The sequence below is a fragment of the Streptomyces sp. NPDC042201 genome (assembly GCF_055582185.1).
In genome coordinates this window covers 1-15,531 of the sequence record NZ_JBVJDS010000016.1, presented here as the reverse complement: position 1 = coordinate 15,531, position 15,531 = coordinate 1, and the positions used below count along the sequence as shown (strand labels likewise).

Here is a 15,531-nt window from a genome sequence, read left to right as displayed (position 1 = left end):
GGGTCCGGGACGCCGTGCCGGACCGGGTCGTCCGATCGGACGGCATTGGCGTCGCCCGCCCCTCGGCCGACCACCGAACGTACGACGCCCCCCTGCATGCCGCCATCGACCGACAGCGCCAGGCCACTGACGTACGACGCCCGCGTCGCTGTTGGCGGCGCCGCGAGAGACACGGCGATGCGCCGCGCTCCACGGCGCCTGCCGCCCGATGAGTCAGGCTACGACCATGAGCACAGCGCACTGGCTCTTCGGCGACCAGCTCGGCCCGCACTTCATCGAACCCGGTCGCGGCGACCGACATGAACAGCGCGGCGAACGGGAGGGCGGGCCCGCTCAAGACGCGCCGCTGGTGGTGATCGAGTCGCGGTCGGTCTTCCGACGACGTCGCTTCCACCGGGCCAAAGCCCATCTCGTGCTCTCCGCGATGCGCCACCGCGCCGCCGAACTCGGCGAACGTGTGCGGTACATCCGCGCCGACACCTACCGCGAGGGGCTGCGGCAGGCGGTCGGGGACGACAAGGTGACGGTCCATCACCCGACCTCGTGGGCCGCCCTGAGCCTGGTCCGTTCGCTGCCGAATGTCACCGTGCTGCCCGCCCGCGGCTTCCTCGTCCCGCACGACGACTTCCGGGCCTGGGCGGACGGCCGGCACGGCCACCGGCTTCGGCAGGAGGACTTCTACCGCTGGGTGCGACGCGGCCACGATCTGCTCATCGACGGAGACCGCCCGGCCGGCGGACGGTGGAACCTCGACCAGGACAACCGTGAGCCACCGCCCCGCGGAGCGCGGACCCTGGATGTCCCCGCCCCCTACCGGCCGCGCGAGGACGGGATCGACGACGAGGTGCGCCGTGATCTCGACCGCTGGGAACGGGACGGCGATGTCGCGTTCGTGGGTCGAGACAGCCCCCGGCTGTTCCCCGCGACCCGCCGCGAGGCCCTGACCGCGCTCCGCCGCTTCATCACGCACCGCCTCGGCGCCTTCGGCCCGTACGAGGACGCGATGCTGGCGGACGACCCGGTGATGAGCCACAGCCTGCTCTCGTCCTCCCTCAATCTGGGCCTGCTCGACCCCGCCGAATGCGTGGCGCGCGCCGAGGCCGCCTGGCGTGCGGGGGAGGCGCCGCTGAACAGCGCGGAGGGATTCGTCCGTCAGATCGCCGGCTGGCGCGAGTACGTATGGCAGCTGTACTGGTACTTCGGCGAGGACTACCGGCATCACAACGCCCTGCGGCACCGGGCGCCCCTGCCCGACTGGTTTCTCGATCTGAACGCCGACGCCGTCACGGCGCGCTGTCTGTCGACGGTACTGGCGCAGGTGCGCGACACGGGGTGGACCCATCACATCCCCCGGCTGATGATCCTCGGCAGCCACGCGCTCCAGCGCGGCTGGGATCCGGCGGCCGTCACGGACTGGTTCCACCGCTGCTTCGTGGACGGCTACGACTGGGTCATGCTGCCGAACGTCATCGGCATGTCCCAGTACGCCGACGGGGGCCGGATGACCACGAAGCCGTACACCTCGGGCGGCGCCTATGTGAACCGCATGAGCGACCTCTGCGGCCCGTGCGCCTACCGGCCCACCGAGCGCGTGGGCGAACACGCCTGCCCGTACACGGCCGGGTACTGGGCCTTCCTGGACCGGCACCGCGCGAGCCTGCGGCACAACCCGCGGATGACCCGCGCGGTCCTGGGCCTGGACCGCCTCACGGATCGCGAGGAACTGCTGCGCCAGGAACATGCCCGGGGCGACGGGCCACCATGAGGACGTTCACGGCGAGGAGGCGTTCATTGCGAGGAGGCCGTCACGGTGAGGAGGCCTTCACGGCGAGGATCCGTGCTGGTGGGGGCATCACCCTGCCCCCTTACGCCTGCATGCCGCCGTCGACCGACAGCACCACGCCACTGACGTACGACGCCCGGTCACTGAGCAGCCACGCTGCCGCCTCGGCCACCTCGTACGGCTCCGCGGGGCGCCGGAGCGGGGTCTTGGCGTTGAGCCGCGTGAGAAGGTCGGGCTCGTAGGCGACCCATCGCTTGATCATCTCGGTCATGGTGGTGCCGGGGGCGACGGCGTTGACGCGGATCCCCTCCGGGCCGTACGAGACGGCGGCGGACTCGGTGAGGCTGTTCACCGCGCGCTTGGCCGCGCCGTACGCCGGCAGGGTCGGGTTGCCGCGCAGGCTGCCGACGCTGCTGTTGTTGACGATGGCGCCGGACCCGGCGGTCGAGCGGATCGCCGCTATCTCGGCCGCCATCGCCAGCCAGCAGCCCTTGAGGTTGACCGAGAGGATCAGATCGAAGTCCGCCTCCGGAACATCGGCGAGCGGGGCGGGCGGCACGGACACCCCCGCGTTGTTGAAGGCGATGTCCAACCGGCCGTGCAGACTCAGTACGGTGTCGACGGCGCCACGGACACTCGCGGCGTCGGCGAGGTCGCACACCACGTAATCGGCGGTGCCGCCCTCGGCCCGTATCTCCTCGGTCACGGCCCGCAGCTCCGTTTCCGTACGCGCTGTCAGCACGACCTTCGCGCCTTCGGCGGCGAAGAGCCTGGCCGAAGCGGCGCCGATGCCCCGGCCCGCGCCGGTCACGAGTGCGATCTTGTCGGTGAGTAGGCCCATGGGGGTCGATGTCGTCGAAGTGCTCATGACCTCAGTCTGTGACGGTCGCACCGGGCCATCCAGGCAGTGCGAGTACCTGGACAATCCGCGCCAAGCGGCCACCGGGAGACAGGACGAAAAGACGCGCGGCGTCGCTGGAATACATTGGAAGGGTGGACAGACAGGAACTGGCGGCCTTCCTCCGCAGCAGGCGCGAGCGGCTCCGGCCCGCGGACGTGGGGCTGATCGCCGGGTCCGGGCGCCGTACACCGGGCCTGCGACGGGAAGAGGTCGCGGAGCTCGCGTACATCTCGACGGAGTACTACACCCAGCTCGAACAGTCCCGGGGCCCTCGCTCGTCCCGCCGGGTCCTGGCGGCCCTCGCCCGCGCGCTCCGGCTCTCGGACGCCGAACGCGATTATCTGTACGCCCTCGCCGGCGAGTCCCCCGGACCGCCGCCGGGACCGCCGAGGGAGGTCCGGCAGAGCATCGTGGACCTCATCAACCGTATGCCCGGATCCGCCGTGCTCGTACTTGACGCGACGTACAACGTGATCGCCTGGAACCCGCTGGCCGCGGCGCTTCTCGAGGACTTCTCCGCTCTGCCGCCGCGCGACCGCAATCTCATCCGCCGCCACTTCCTGGGGCCGCACAACGGGCGTCCGCACTACGGCATGACCGATGACCACGCCTTCGGAGTCTTCGCCGCCGGCCACCTGCGCACCGTCCTCGCCCGCTACCCGGACGACACCTCGACCCGCGCTCTCGTCGCGGAACTCGTGGACGGCAGCGCGCGGTTCACCCGGTTGTGGGAGTCCCACGACGTACGGGAGGAGCAACACCTGCGCAAGACGATGCGGCACCCCGTGGTCGGCGAGCTCACCCTGAACTGCGACGTCCTCGCCATCCCCGACGTGGATCAGCACGTGGTCGTCTACACCGCGGAATCGGGCTCGCCCTCCGAGGAGGCCCTCCGCAAGCTGTCGGTCTCGGGCCCGCAGCGCATGGACTTCTCCCGCCCGTAGCCGCCGTACGTAGCCGGGCGAGGCGGGCGGCGCCACGGCGAGCCCCAGACGCGGATGGCGCCGGCTCGGCTCAGGAACCGTGTGGGTGGGGCCGGGGTGCGTCCGATCGGGCGAAAAGAGGGCGGGGTGCTTCTCGAAGCGCGCAATAGTCAGTATGTATTACTTGTCCGCATAACTGACTATTCGGGAGTTTTGATGCGTCTTCGCACTGCGCTTGTTGCCGGCGCCCTCGCTGTCGCCACCGTCATGGGCGGCGCCGTCTCCGCTTCGGCCGACGACGGTCACCACGGAAAGAGCGGCAAGGCCCGCTTCTCGGAGAAGAGTTCCAGCGTGCACTACGAGAACCTCGGCGGTCCGAACGGGATCACGGAGTACGACTCGGTCAAGTCCAAGCGCAAGGGCTGCCTGCGTTTCATGGGGTTCTGATCCGGACCGCCACCGCCCCCGACACCGCACCGCGCGGCGTCGGGGGCGGTGCCGTCACGGACGGCTCAGAGGCGAGACCTGGAATCTGTGGGGCAGGGCAACTCAGGAGACATATCCCCGGACACTGTCACCGATCAGGCCGTCGGTGTAGGTGACGTACTTCGGGGTGAAGCCGCCCTTGCCGGTGACGGTGCCGGTCACGTTCTCGCCGGGCGCCAGGTCAACGGTGTCGATCTGGTTCTCATCCGCGGCCAACTCGGCGGCGTGCTTGCTGCCGTTGGTGTCGGTGATGGTGAAGTACAGCGGGTTGACGCTGATCTCCTTGTCGCTGTCGTTCGTGACGGTGACCTGCACGCTGGTGTAGTCGGTGCCGTCGGCGAGGATGCCCGCCTTGAACGGCGTCTTCTTGGCCACGACCTTCACGGGCGCATCGGGGGCCGGCTCTTCCTTGGCGTCGTCGGCTTTCGCGTCGTCGGCCTTGGCGTCACCGGCCTTGTCCGGCTTGGCGGCGGCGTCCTGAGTGGCCGCAGGGTTGCTGCCGCGCGACGACGTGTCCTCGTCCTCGCTGCCGACGAGTGCGGCGAGGACACCGATGAGGACGAAGAGCCCGACGATTCCGAGGCAGCTGAAGCCGACGATCTTGCCCGCGCTCGACTTCTTCGGCGCCGGCGGCTGCGGTCCCCAACCAGGCTGCTGCGGTCCCCAACTCGGCTGCTGCGGCTGCTGATACGACATGTGCCCCCCTGAGGTGGTTCGAGAGGGATGACCGTAGCGGGGCAATGGATGCCGATAGTGGCGCGTGCGGTTTTGGTGACGTAGCTGTGACCAAAACGTGAAGGAGCTGATGGTGCCTCAGGTCACGCAATGACAACAGCGGCCCGGCGAGGTTCCCCCGCGGTCAGGCACCCTGGCGGAGGCTCCGTCGCCAGCTCCCGCTTCTACTGACCACGGGCAGGCTGGTTAGCGATCAGCAGGGTGGTGCCGGCCGGGCGGAATCCCAGGCGGGCGTAGATACGGGCGACGGCCTCCTGCGCGTAGGCGAGGAAGACGGTGCCTACCTCATGGTCCCGGGCATGGGCGGCCAACGCTGCCATGACGGCGGAGCCGAGACCCTGGCGGCGGGCGGTGGGGAGGGTGCCGATTCCGCCGATCTCCGTGGTGCCGTTCGCGGGGTGGTAGTGGCCCACGGCAAGCGGAGTGCCGTCGGGGCCGAAGGCGGCGGCGAGCGTTTTGTGGCCGGCTCGGAGGGAGGGGCGGATCGTTGCCACCGAGCCGTCCGCCATGAGCTTTTCGGCCGCCGCCTCCAACTCCGCGCGGCCCGCCGGCCCCACTGCTGTGCTCTCGTCCGCGAACGCCAGTCCGGAAAGGGCGAGCACGGCGGACAGGGCTGGGTCGTCGGCGTCCAGGACGCGGATCGTGACGCCATCGGGAAGGGGCTGCGGAGGCAGCGGATGGTGCGGGTCCAGCACCATCAACGGGCGTTCGGCCACCGGGAGGCCCGCCGCTTCGATGCGGCCACGCAGCGACGGCATCACCTCGGCCAACCACTCGAAAGCCTCCGGCACCCCAAGCTCGCGCTGACGCGCTCGCACCCGAGCGATATCGGCGGCTGTGGGAATGGCGGGACCTGCCGAGGTCGGCCGGGCATGGTTCGGGCCACCGTAATACGGGGCGCCCGCCTCCTTTCGTACGAAGAGGCACAAGGAGCCGAACTGCTCGGCTTCGGCGAACACCAATGGCACGGTGGCGTAGTACTGCTCTATGCGGTCACGCAGGGACGGCTCGCTCATGGGACGCATCCCATCACGGAGCCCGCGACCAATTCCGACACGCCCACCTGGCCGAGGATGTCCGCAGGATCGTCAGCAGCAGGTTGCTCGACGCCTTGGACATTCCGTTCGAGCCGCAATCCTCCTGGACGCGCAGGCCCGTGATGCCCTGCTCTGCGGCGGGGTGGGAGTCGTCTGGGATGGGACGTCACCCACTGAATCGCTTGCCAGAATCTACAGGCGTCGTCTCGGACTCACGCGACGGACAGGCCACGAGATGCGTGGGCTTGAGCACGCCGTGGAGTTGCTCGGCTCGTACGGTCGGTCAACTCGCGGGCCGATCACCTCGTCGGACGGCCTATGGGTCTACGTGGTCTTCCTCTTGGAAGATGCGCAATCACTCATCGCCGGTCGGGGAGGAAGCTTAGGCCAGTCCGGCTGCTGCTGCAGCAGCAGCCCAGGCGATCAGGGCACCTCGACTCCGGCAGGCCGTGGTTGATCTCTCTACGTGGTTCGGCCGTGGCACGTGACCTCATTGACGAGCTTGCTGTAGGTGCCCGTGCGTGCCGCTGTGACGCAGTCGGCCTCTTCGGGGTTCGACTGCCCCTCTTCCGCGTAACGCCTTCAGTGTCAGTGCGGTCTGCCATGCTCGGCTGTGCCGTATCAAGACCGTGGCCGAGGGGGCTCCGTGGCGAAGAGGACGCGACAGCAGACACGAAAGAAGAAGACGGAGAGGGCAAAGGGGGTTGCGATCTACCATGACATGAAGATCTACGAGAATTTCGAGCGTTGCGCTCACCGTATCTTCGACTGCGTTAAGCATGCCGAGAAGACGTCACCTGGCGCCCCCCGTTTTCTCTATATTGACATCCAGGGACATAGGAACGAGGCTGGCGGCTTCGATCACGATGCGTATGAATTGATACAAGAATTTGCGCTTGGATTCTTAGGGGATTACCTCACGGAGATTAACACTCCGCTCTATCATGTGCGAAACCCGCACCCCCAGCGCAATGACGTTCCGGACATTTTGGGAATTACCCACCCGAATGATGGCAGTAAATATGGGTACAACGCTGAATCACTAGAAGTCCAGCCTCGCGAGAAGGAGCCGGTTAACCGAAAGACCGCGCCGACCGTTCGGGCAATCGTCGAGTATCTCGGCTTGGAGGAAGCCGCCTGCCTTGTGTGCTGGGCCAAGCCTGTAGAGCGAGCGCATGTAGTGCCGAGTGCACTGGGGGGCTCCATGGATGTCAGAAACTTCGCCCTGCTATGCCCGAAACATCACGTCGAGGCTCCGGATGTGGCCGACGCAGAGAGCTTCTGGGCCTGGATCGATTACGCAGAACTCAGAGATAGCCCGGACAAGTGGGTAGACGTACCCGAGGAAGCCAAGGAATTTCTACAAGAGTGCAACGTTCGGATCGAGAAGGATCGCCGCGAACCCCTACCCTTCTTCTCTGCTGTGAAAGATGAACTCAAATCTCTCTACGGCTGGAAGGATAGTGATTTCAGGTCAGTGGAGTGGTCAGAACTGATGGGCGAGTTTCATCGCGTGCTCGACGCGGCAACCGGGCGACACTTCTCTGTCGATAAAAAAGTCTCCACGTACGCGTGGGCCTATGACATTGCTTTTAGGCGGGTTAGAGGGGACGGGAGCGCGATCATTCGTGGTACCCCGTGATGCAGGGCGGCGGAGCGGCTTTGGGCTGGAGCTGCTTTGAGGCGAGCGATCATGTCCTCTTAAGCTTCGGCGAGGCGGGCAGTCTGTGGACTTGACCGTTAAAGCACGCTGTTGGGGACATTGTCTAGAGGCTCGCCCCAAAATGGCTGCCTAAGGGTTGTCCCGTAAATGATCTCCGAGCTGCCCGGGTGTGCTTGTCCGTCGTGCGGGCCGCTCGTCTATCCGGCGAGGGCGAGGTTGTGCATCCGGGCGATGCCGAGCATGGCGTGGTGGACTCCGTCGCCTTTGAGGCGGCAGTCGCGGAGGATCTTCCAGGTCTTCATGCGCGCGAAGACGTGCTCGACGCGGGCGCGGACCTGCTTGTGGGACTTGTTGTGTGCTTCTTTCCAGTCCGGAAGGTCTTCGCCCTTGCGTCGGCGGTGGGGCATGACGAGCCCGGTGCCGGGACAGCCGCCGTCGGCGATCGTGAGTGTTCTGCCGACGGCGGCTTTGGCGCCGGATTCCTCCCACGCCTTGCAGTCGTTGCGGTTTCCGGCAAGAGGCCGGCCCACCACGACGACCAGGCGGGTGTCGGCGTCGATGACGACCTGGTGGTTGGTCGAGTACCGGTAATTCTTGGACTGCTCCGCCACCGTGTGGTCCCGGGTCGGGACCAGGGTGCCGTCCACGATGAGCACGGTGTCCTTGCCGAACCGCTTGCGGGGCTGGAGCGCGAGCATCGGCCCGAGGTCGTCGATGATGCGGTCCGCAGCCGATTTCGACACCCCGAAGAGCGGGGCGAGCTGGCGCATCGTCAAGTTCGTGCGCCAGTAAGCCGCGACCAGCAGAGCCCGGTCCTCCAGCGGGAGGCTCCACGGCCAGCCCCTTCGGACCGCATCCGCACCCTCCCGCCGCAGCACGGTCACCAGCTTGCCGAACAGGCGAGGGCTCAGCCCGGTGAACGGAGCTATCCAGCACGGCTCCGACGCCGCGATCACACCAGTCACATCAAGATCATCTCACCCGCGACCAGCAGTTACGGGACAGCCCTTAGCCACCGTCTCGGAGGCCTCGTGGGGCAACTCCTCATACAGCTCCCACAGACAGGCGTCCAAACCAAAGAACCCGCACCCGTGCATCGCCAGGTCCTCCGCAGGAAAGCCGTTCCAGCCGATCAACGCACCGGCATCGGCGGCCACCGCCGCCGCACTGTGTCGGCCGTCCGGGTCGTCGCCCGGTGTCTCATTGATGAGGTGCGTGTAGGCCAGCGTCAGCACTTCGCAGTCGGCGAAGAACCGACGGATGGCCCGGGTAGCCACCTATGCCGACCGCGCGGAAGTCGAATGCAGTCATGGAATCAGAAGGAACGACTCGTCCCGTGCTGCGTCAAGCACTTGATTGGCATACATGTCCAGGAGAATTCGAACGGTGTCGATTCGCTCAGTCGCGTCCGCACCCCTGAAGGGAATTAGTTCGCCATGAGAGACCTGGTTTCGACTGAAGACAAGCTTTTCGTCAATAAAAGCCTGTCGAGTCGAATAGAACTCCAAGTAAACGAGGCCGATTGATCTAATAATATTCTTGAAAACCTCGGAAGTCAAATTACTTTCCGTGTCGATGAGCCTTGTAGGGTCCGCAAAGAATATCGCGTTTCGATCCGAGTCGATCCTCTCGAGCAGCTCGGCAAGAATCGGTATTCTTACGCTCTTCCCCGCACGATTCAAGTGAATCCGCACATGCGCCGCCTGAAAGCACGGCTTCAAGTCAAGAACTGGAATTTTGCACGAGTTTATGTAGTCCACATAGAGTCGACTCACCTGCTTTACAAAGCCCTCCCAGTGCGCGTAAGCGAGGACGATCGAAGACCGACACACAACCACCTCTTGCGAAGTGTCTCGATGAGCCCCGTTAACCATGATGCTCAGGCGTGACAGCTCGGCCTTTCGGTGAGCCAACCCCTTCTGAGCCCTCTCGGTAAACTTCTGGAGGTTCAACGTCATCTCCGTCAGCTAGAAAAGAGCTGACGCCCGAAGGGAATTGTCCTTTTCATCCTCTGATCGCTACGTACTCCAGTCGCATGGCCCGCAGAAAATTGCGGCTCCGACCAGAGGGCCTTCTGCTTTGCACCGATATCACCAAAGCCAGGGGAACGTCTAGGCAGATTGTAGGCAATTCCCAACGCCAAAGCCTCAAAGGCAGTAAGTGAGAAATAACCCTCCGGTCGACTCTTCGCATAGTTCCAGCGGCGCAGCAAGTCTGCCCCGCCTGACCCTGCAAGAATCTCAAAGGTCTGTGTGAAGATCTTCATCTCTTCCTCCAGTCTACGAGGCGAGAGGTCGGCGAAATCCACAAGTTGCTCCGTGAGAAAATCACCGATATTGCGGATAGACGACAAGCGGGGCTCTGGAATCGAGTGTAGAAAGGAAAACCTGAGAGCCAGCTCCATATGGTACCGCTCGTCGAGCAGCCTCTTCGGCATATCCAGAACTTCCAGAAAATTCCGGTCATTTGAGACTTCCACCAACCACTCGAAATGCGGCTTACTCATACTGACGAGGAGGCAGTTTCGCAGCTCCTGCTCCGTCGCAACCGACCCGAATGAATTCAAGCGCTGAAAAAGATCATACTTTGCCCTGTTGTCACTCTCGCGCTTAATGATCTTCATATCGACCCGAGCGCGCTTGAAATCAAGTCGCTGGGTTGAGGTCAAGGATTTCCCTGCCCCCTCGACCTCGCCGTAAGAACACCCATCCAGATTCGTCAAAAATGGGGCGTCGACACAGATCAGGGGATCATATAGTTTCCCTTCTTCGTCTTTCAAAATCCCCATGAATTGAAAGATTGTCGACAGCCTTTGCACCCCATCCACGACATCCCAGATTCCCTTGTCGTTCTGAGCGACAAAAATACTCGGCAGCGGAATACCCAGCAAGACGCTCTCGACCAGGCGGCTCTTTTGGCCGTCTCTCCACCTAAAAATCCTCTGGAATTCTGGGTGAATGTCAATTTCGCCATCCCGATACAAATTTGACAGCTCACCGATCGACATAGGATAGGAGTCTGTCGCGATCTGACGCCTGTAAGTCTCGATCTGGTCTTCAAGAAGCATCGTCCACTTCTCCTCTCACCTGAAGTGCCATCAGTTGCAAGTCCGTAGGAGTGTAGCCCTATGGGCATGCGAACTCATCTCCCTCAGCTGATCTCTTCCTGGGCACGACAGCAAGTAGCCAAGTCACCGCGATCGTGGCGGTGCCGATGCATGCTCGCGGTCGGCTTCGCACTTAACATCGCTCCCGACAGCCTTCGGGGCCATCTTCAGCGGCATCCGCAAGATTCTCTGGAGCAGGCGCAATGACCGAACCGGCCTCGGTTCCCGCCAGCGACCACCACCTGCCAAGCGCCGCGCGCTAGCACCTGCTTCGGGGCCGGCACCTTCCGCACTCGCCCGACCTGATGCATCCCGGGTTAACAGACCTCGCGCCGACCGCCTCTGCGTCGTCCCTGGCTGAACCCAGGGCCCCGGCGAGTGCCTGGATTGTCCGATTTGATCATGTGATGCCGTAGAGGGCGAGGACGCGGGGGCGCTCGGTGTGGGCTCGTCGTCCGGCGGCTGTGTTGACGTAGCCGGCGAGCTTGAGCGCGCTGCGGATCAGGTCGCGGAGGGCAGCGAGTACGGCGGGCGCGTTGTGGGTCCTGACCTGGGACTTGTCCTCGTTGAGGTGACATCTCGACACCAGTGGACGGTATTTTCCACGGTCCAGTGCCCGCGAGCCCAGGACGCGATCTCGGTTGCGTTCGCTTCCTCGGCGGGCAGGTCGGTGATGGCGTAGACGGTCTCGCTGGACCATTTTTTCGCCCCGTAGAAACGGCGACGGCGCTGGATCCGCAGGACCTGGGCCGCGTGCGGGAAGAGCAGGCCCTCGACGGTGACGACCTGCACGAGCCGCTGCTCGTGACGGCCGTGGCCCCGGGCGTCGTCGCGGTGGATCACGGGGATCTCCTTCCAGGGCAGGGCGTGGAGTTGACGGGCCGGGCCGCGCTGGTTGTTCTTGATGGTCAGCAGGTAGTGAGCGCCGCGTTCGCGCAGGTAGATGGCGTGGTCGCGTTGGGCGTGGAGGGCATCGGCGGTAACGACCACCCCCGCGAGATCCGCGTCGTCGATCTGGTCGAGGAGAGGTGCGAACTCGGGGATCTCGTTGGTCTTCGCGCCGATCTCGCGGGAGGCGAGTGTGACACCGTCGCCGTGACGGACGGCGGACAGGACGAAGACCCGGCTGCCGTCCGGGCGCCTCGCGCCACGCAGGCACTTGCCGTCCACCGCGATCGCCCGCCGCCGGAGCCGTACCGGCTCGGCGCGGGCGGCCGCCCGGTGGGCCCGGCGCTGTTCACGCTCGGTGCCACCGTCGGGCATCACCGGCTCCGGCCGGCGGGGCTGTGCGGACAGCAGAGGCCGAAGGTAGTCGTAACCGGCCGCGCCGATCTCACCGGGATCGAGCCACCCCAGGACGCTGCGCAGGGTCTTCTCGCTCGGCACCCGGTAGCGGCCAAGGAGTGGGTGGTAGGGCAGGCCGAAGGCGGCCAGTTCCTCCGGCGTCGCACGTCGGCACCACTCCGCCGCCGCGGTGATCGAGTCGTGGCCGGACGGGGTCATCGCGCAGACCACCAGGGCCAGCAGAGAGGAGAGCCGGTACCGCACTCCGCAAGCCCCTCTCGGATCGGTGACCGACTCGAACTCCGCGACCAGGCAGCGGACTTGCTCCTTGGCGCCACCCTCGCCGAGCGCTTCCAGGCAGGGCGCATGAGGCACTGGGACAGCGACACGGGATGATGGAGGAACGAACACGGCACCTTCGTGGATCTTGCAGCGTAGAGAACTACATGATCCACAGGTGCCATGTTCACCTGCTTCCGTGGCCCACCACCGAGATCAACACCCCAGGCCGGGACGATCCAGGCACTCGCCGGGGCCCTGTGGCTGAACCCCGTTGACGCTACCTCCGTATAGCCCCTGCCTCGTCCATGCCCCTCGGAGCGGTGAACAGCGGTCAATGGAGGTACAGGCGAGCCCTCTCAACGGGCACGCGGGTCACTTCATATCCACAGCTCAGTGGCCGTGACATGACCGGAGCGCCGTTGAATCCCAAGCTCAGAGCGCGAGTTCGATTCGTCACCGGCTCCACATGAAAGCCCCGGGCCAGCGGCTCAGGGCTTCGTTGCGGCCCTGGGCTCGGGGCGATCCCTCTGCGTTGAGGCTCTGGAATGATCGCTCGTTGCAGACCGCTCTCACCTCCTGGAATGGTGCGCTTCTCGCAGACTCCTACGGGATAATCGGGGCATGGCATCAGCCCTCACCGTCTCCGAACTCCGCCGCGCCAGATTCGCCCGGCGCATGCCCACGGAGCTCTCAGCACTCGCTGGCCCGAGTCACGGGACAGTGCGCCTGCCGCTTCACCTGGCGTGGTCAGGACTGACGCAGTTCGATCTCGATCGGCCCCGACTGCGGATGAGCTGCTACCGGATCGTCCTGGCCGAGGACATGCACGACGACATGGTCCAGGACCTCAACCACAAGCTGCTCATGGATATGTGGCCCATACATCGCACACTGATCAGCCGCGACATCCGTAACGTCTGGGAGAGCGCCTTCGGCGAACTGGCCCTCAGCACTCGGGCTGTTGGGTGAATCTCACAGAACTGCACCGCCGCCTGCTGGCTGACATACTCGCCGTGGGCAGCGCTTATCCTCTCGCACTCACCGGCGGCTACGCCGTGCAAGCGCACGGCCTGGTCAACCGGCTCAGCCGGGTTCTCGACGTCGCCACCGAGAACCCGGACCGCATGGAGAACATCGCGACCACCGTCCGCGCCGGACTGGAGCAACGCGGATGGCGTGTTCGAGCCCTGGAGACCGACCCGCTGTCCGCGCGGCTGATCATCACCGATCCAGCCAGCAGTGAGGAGTACGGGGTCGACATTCTCAACGAAGCGTTCTGGCGACCGCCGGTACAGACCCCGCACGGCTTGGTGCTCTCGGTCGAAGATATCGTCGGCACCAAGGGTCGCGCACTGGCCGACCGCGGACTCGCCCGCGACCTGATCGACGTACGAGCCGCCGCGGACCGGTGGAGCCACACCGAACTCGAAGAACTCGGACGCCGCCACGCCCGCGACTCCTTCGACCTCACTGACCTCCAGGCCCGCCTGGGCGGACCGACTTGATCGACGACACCGAATTCGGCGCCTACGGACTCAACGTCACCGCGATCACCACATTGCGGCAGTGGGCACAGGAATGGGCACACGACATTGCCGAACGACTCCAGGAACTGGAAGCACCAGCCGAGGACTGATTCCGGTCCACGCCCGAACGGCCCCCCTTCGATCCGGTCAGAGTCAACCCTGCGAAAAGGGGCCTGAGAGGTCGATGGCCGACGCTGTTGGCGAATCCGGGCCCTGTGCGTGACGTCGGCCTTCACGACCTGGTTGTGGTCGTGAAGGCCGACGTTGTGTTTGGGGAGGGGCGTCCGTGTCGTTGCGTGTGGGGGAGCCGGGGGAGGTCCCGGCGGGAACGGTCCGGGTGGCCCGGAGGGCGTTTCCCAGGGGAAGTCTCGCGATTCGGGTCCGGGACGAGCTCGGGGTGCTGTTCCGGGACGAGGACTTCGCCGCAGTGTTTCCGAGGAGAGGGAAGCCTGCCTGGTCGCCGGGCCGGCTGGCGCTGGTGGTGGTCCTCCAGTTCGTGGAGGGGCTGACAGGCCGGCAGGCGGCTGAGGCGGTGCGGGCTCGTATCGACTGGAAGTGCGCCCTTGGCCTCGCCTTGGAGGATCCGGGGTTCGATCGTTCGGTCCTGTCGGAGTTCCAAGACCGGCTGGTGGGCTGCGATGCGGGCCGGGGCCTGTTGGACGCGGTTGTGGCGGCGGCACAGGATCGTGGGCTGCTCAGGAGTGGCGGACGGGCTCGCACGGACTCCACGCATGTGCGGTCGACTGCCCGCGAGTTGTGCTGGCTGGAGCTGGTCGGTGAGACGCTGCGGTCGGCTCTGAACGCGGTGGCCGCTGCCGCCGCGGCCTGGCTGGCCGGCATCGCCGCTCCCGAGTGGTTCGAGCACTACGGCACGCCGTTAAAAGGAGTCCCGGTTCCCCAAGAACCGCAGTAAACGCGCCGAGGTCGGTCAGCGGATCGGCGCGGCCGGGATCCTTGTAGGCGTGTCGGATTCCCCTGGCGTTGAGGCCGTGTTCAAGGGCGGTGGGGCCTTTACTGCCAGCATGATGCTCTGGCTTGGTGCGATGGGCCTTCTCGGCCGCTCCTAACCCGGCTTCCTCAACCCACCACCTATCCCAGCTCTCATCCCGCCCGCCTTCGACCCACACACCGTAGAGCGGGCGTGGTTCAGGGCGTCAAGGTGAAGCGCGCCACTGTACGAACGACCTTGACGCCCTGGGCCGCGACTGCTCGACTCTGCCTAGGTCGAAGGTGGTCGGGATGGGAGCCACCAATGCTCGCCACGCTCCGGCCGGCACTCGCAAACGGCGCCACCTCGAATCGCCACCTGCGCCGCCCACGTCACCTCCGCGCCGGGGAAACGACTGCGGCAGGCGGCGATGCGTACGGCTGCTGGTGATCAGTGGGAGGAGAGCGGCTATGTCTTCACGACCCGGACCGGTCGGCCGATCGAGCCGCGTAACCTGTACCGCTCGTTCACGCGGGTGGCCAAGGCCGCCGGGCTTCGCGTGATCCGGCTGCACGACGCCCGGCATGAGTGCGCGACGTTGCTCCGCTGTCGGGGTCGCTCCCCGCGTCGTGGTGGGGCTCCCCGGGCACAGTCAGATCGCGGTCACGATGAACATCTGCGCCCACGTCGTCCAGGACGCGCAGCGCGAGGCGATGAGTCACCTGGACCGCATGCTCAGTCACCGTCCCGGCCCGTGGATGTCAAAGGCCCCCAACCATGATCCTTGCGTTCTAGTGGTCGTTGCAACACCCCAGTTCAAGGGGTGCGATGGACTTCGAGGTCCGGGGCGACCGGAAGCCACAGGGACGACGGAAGC

Annotated in this window: 12 protein-coding genes and 4 pseudogenes; 8 read left to right on the top strand and 8 right to left on the bottom strand. The window is 65.5% G+C overall.

What is annotated here, in order from left to right; genetic code table 11:
* Positions 1-226 precede the first annotated feature (226 nt).
* On the top strand, positions 227-1,765 hold the full coding sequence (locus ACZ6MZ_RS30310; RefSeq protein ID WP_469355561.1) for a cryptochrome/photolyase family protein: 1,539 nt from the start codon (positions 227-229) through the stop codon (positions 1,763-1,765).
* Between the two features lie 100 nt (positions 1,766-1,865).
* Here ACZ6MZ_RS30310 and ACZ6MZ_RS30305 read toward each other — a convergent pair whose 3' ends face one another.
* Entirely contained in the window at positions 1,866-2,651 is a 786-nt protein-coding gene (locus ACZ6MZ_RS30305; RefSeq protein ID WP_469355559.1) for an SDR family NAD(P)-dependent oxidoreductase, read from the bottom strand.
* Positions 2,652-2,776: 125 nt separating this feature from the next.
* Here ACZ6MZ_RS30305 and ACZ6MZ_RS30300 point away from each other — a divergent pair, with 125 nt between their 5' ends.
* Positions 2,777-3,628 carry an MmyB family transcriptional regulator gene (locus ACZ6MZ_RS30300; RefSeq protein WP_469355558.1) on the top strand — a complete coding sequence of 284 codons (852 nt, stop codon included), beginning with the start codon at positions 2,777-2,779 and terminating at the stop codon, positions 3,626-3,628.
* Positions 3,629-3,823: 195 nt separating this feature from the next.
* Positions 3,824-4,054 (top strand): hypothetical protein, encoded by a 231-nt coding sequence (locus ACZ6MZ_RS30295; protein ID WP_384331702.1) that lies wholly within the window; start codon positions 3,824-3,826, stop codon positions 4,052-4,054.
* A gap of 102 nt (positions 4,055-4,156) precedes the next feature.
* Here the strand turns inward: ACZ6MZ_RS30295 and ACZ6MZ_RS30290 are convergent, their stop codons facing one another.
* The gene (locus ACZ6MZ_RS30290; RefSeq protein ID WP_469355556.1) at positions 4,157-4,789 is read right to left on the bottom strand and encodes a DUF4352 domain-containing protein; all 633 of its coding nucleotides are present in this window, start codon (positions 4,787-4,789) and stop codon (positions 4,157-4,159) included.
* A gap of 203 nt (positions 4,790-4,992) precedes the next feature.
* The gene (locus ACZ6MZ_RS30285) at positions 4,993-5,844 is read right to left on the bottom strand and encodes a GNAT family N-acetyltransferase (protein WP_469355554.1); all 852 of its coding nucleotides are present in this window, start codon (positions 5,842-5,844) and stop codon (positions 4,993-4,995) included.
* A gap of 667 nt (positions 5,845-6,511) precedes the next feature.
* On the opposite strand from ACZ6MZ_RS30285, the gene ACZ6MZ_RS30280 reads away from it, so the two are divergent.
* On the top strand, positions 6,512-7,507 hold the full coding sequence (locus tag ACZ6MZ_RS30280) for an HNH endonuclease signature motif containing protein (protein ID WP_469355552.1): 996 nt from the start codon (positions 6,512-6,514) through the stop codon (positions 7,505-7,507).
* Positions 7,508-7,725: 218 nt separating this feature from the next.
* Here ACZ6MZ_RS30280 and ACZ6MZ_RS30275 read toward each other — a convergent pair whose 3' ends face one another.
* The 5 genes and pseudogenes from ACZ6MZ_RS30275 to ACZ6MZ_RS30255 form a co-directional block, all read right to left on the bottom strand.
* On the bottom strand, positions 7,726-8,493 hold the full coding sequence (locus ACZ6MZ_RS30275; protein ID WP_469355550.1) for a transposase: 768 nt from the start codon (positions 8,491-8,493) through the stop codon (positions 7,726-7,728).
* Between the two features lie 12 nt (positions 8,494-8,505).
* Positions 8,506-8,805 carry a hypothetical protein gene (locus ACZ6MZ_RS30270; protein ID WP_469355548.1) on the bottom strand — a complete coding sequence of 100 codons (300 nt, stop codon included), beginning with the start codon at positions 8,803-8,805 and terminating at the stop codon, positions 8,506-8,508.
* 30 nt (positions 8,806-8,835) lie between these two features.
* A complete protein-coding gene (locus ACZ6MZ_RS30265; protein ID WP_469355546.1) occupies positions 8,836-9,480 on the bottom strand; it encodes an MAE_28990/MAE_18760 family HEPN-like nuclease in 645 nt (214 codons plus the stop codon).
* 11 nt (positions 9,481-9,491) lie between these two features.
* Positions 9,492-10,595, bottom strand: coding sequence for a GmrSD restriction endonuclease domain-containing protein (locus ACZ6MZ_RS30260; protein ID WP_469355544.1), 1,104 nt, complete (start codon positions 10,593-10,595; stop codon positions 9,492-9,494).
* Positions 10,596-11,034: 439 nt separating this feature from the next.
* Positions 11,035-12,329 (bottom strand): annotated as a pseudogene (locus ACZ6MZ_RS30255) (ISAs1 family transposase).
* Between the two features lie 492 nt (positions 12,330-12,821).
* Between ACZ6MZ_RS30255 and ACZ6MZ_RS30250 the strand changes: the two are divergent.
* From ACZ6MZ_RS30250 to ACZ6MZ_RS30235, 4 genes and pseudogenes are all read left to right on the top strand, one after another.
* Positions 12,822-13,169 carry a transcriptional regulator gene (locus ACZ6MZ_RS30250; protein ID WP_469355542.1) on the top strand — a complete coding sequence of 116 codons (348 nt, stop codon included), beginning with the start codon at positions 12,822-12,824 and terminating at the stop codon, positions 13,167-13,169.
* Positions 13,166-13,836, top strand: a pseudogene (locus ACZ6MZ_RS30245) (nucleotidyl transferase AbiEii/AbiGii toxin family protein). Before ACZ6MZ_RS30250 ends, ACZ6MZ_RS30245 begins: the two are co-directional and overlap by 4 nt.
* A gap of 176 nt (positions 13,837-14,012) precedes the next feature.
* Positions 14,013-14,679: pseudogene (locus ACZ6MZ_RS30240) on the top strand (transposase); the annotation flags it as partial.
* Between the two features lie 306 nt (positions 14,680-14,985).
* Positions 14,986-15,403 (top strand): annotated as a pseudogene (locus tag ACZ6MZ_RS30235) (tyrosine-type recombinase/integrase); the annotation flags it as partial.
* Positions 15,404-15,531: the final 128 nt, after the last annotated feature.